Source organism: Providencia sp. JGM181 (genome assembly GCF_018257375.1).
Taxonomy (GTDB): domain Bacteria; phylum Pseudomonadota; class Gammaproteobacteria; order Enterobacterales; family Enterobacteriaceae; genus Providencia; species Providencia lanzhouensis.
Genome location: NZ_JAERJY010000267.1, coordinates 1 through 1348, shown reverse-complemented (window position 1 = coordinate 1348; position 1348 = coordinate 1). Strand labels below are relative to the sequence as shown.

Genomic DNA, 1348 nt, shown 5'->3' with positions numbered 1-1348 from the left:
AGCGATTTCATTGCTTGTGGCTGAGTCATGCCTAAATGATTCGGGCGATAAAACAGCTTGATGATATTTCCCGTCGACACTTGTACGGCACCATCAATATTATTCTGTGGGGCATTTAGCCCTTTTTCGCTGGTCGGCATTGCGATGGTACGAAAATAAAAAACAGATTCTTTATCTTGCGGAAGCGCCACATTTTTTTTCATGATGCGGACTTGATTGGTTGACCCTTTTTCTAACCGGAATAAGGACGGCGTCACCACAAAAGGGGTGTCTCCTTGCTTGCCATAAGGGTCACGCAAAATTTGTGTTTTGACTAAATAAGGCGTGAGTGATTGGCTCGAGCTGGTAATTCCCACGCTTTTTCCGGTGGTGTTATCACTTTCTGAAAAGATAATTCGAGTGGTGTCGATAGCGATCCCGGCTATCGATGAACCTGATAGCAATAGCAAGCCACCGCAGATCCCTTGCATAAATCGGTTATTTCGCATTTGTCTATCCTCATAGTGTTTGTGGCAGAATATAGGTAAGACGGAACCCGCCTTACCTCAATTGACTGAGTTAATTAAATGGAATTAGTCAACGATATAAGCCACTAAGATGGGTGCGCTGTAGGAACCTGCTTCAGGTGCATCTGTTGTTGTTGCCATACCAACTTTGAAGGTGTATTGCGCGTCAGTATTTTCTGCACCAATACCAAATGCGATTTTTTCGCCATTAGTGACAGTTTTATTCGCTTCGTTTTCAATCATAAAACCAACGGTTTTCGAATCGTCAGAAACAAAGAGGTTACGTTCGTTGTTACCTACTGAAGTAATACCTTGAATGATCAAGTTGCCGTTTTCACCCTTGGTGCAACCGACTAAAGTCACTGGCATATCAACGGTTGTAGAGGACATTGCATTGACTGCGGTAAAGTCTGAACCTGCACCCACAGAGGTTTTTAAGACACCCACGTTTAAGACTGATTTACCGCCATTGATGGTGACATCACAAGTTGTGTTGGTCAGGATCCCTTGCAGAGTCACTTCCGCAGAAGGGGCAGCCATTGCACTTAAACTTACACAGGAAATGCCAGCGAATAATGTTGTTAACGCTAATTTTTTAAAAGCCATATTGAAATTCCTTTATATATAAAAAATAAAAAACGAAATAAAACGTACTTCAAGAAACCTGTGATAGTGGCGATACCTTTACCCACATTCACAGTAAAAACAGATGCACTCACTGAATGAAAAGCAAGCGCGTCTACAATGATTTTTTCACTGATTTAATTTCCTTAATTAAAAAAGAATAGATAGCTTTAAATAAAGCTATGTTAAAAAAATTATTAAAATAAATAGAAATCATC

The 1348-nt window shown here is 40.5% G+C and carries 2 protein-coding genes; both read right to left on the bottom strand.

The annotated features are described in order from the left end of the window. A partial coding sequence (locus JK188_RS17415; protein WP_211888697.1) for a fimbrial biogenesis chaperone occupies positions 1–488 on the bottom strand: 488 nt, incomplete at its 3' end. 84 nt (positions 489–572) lie between these two features. After that, on the bottom strand, positions 573–1112 hold the full coding sequence (locus JK188_RS17410; RefSeq protein WP_211887026.1) for a type 1 fimbrial protein: 540 nt from the start codon (positions 1110–1112) through the stop codon (positions 573–575). Positions 1113–1348: the final 236 nt, after the last annotated feature.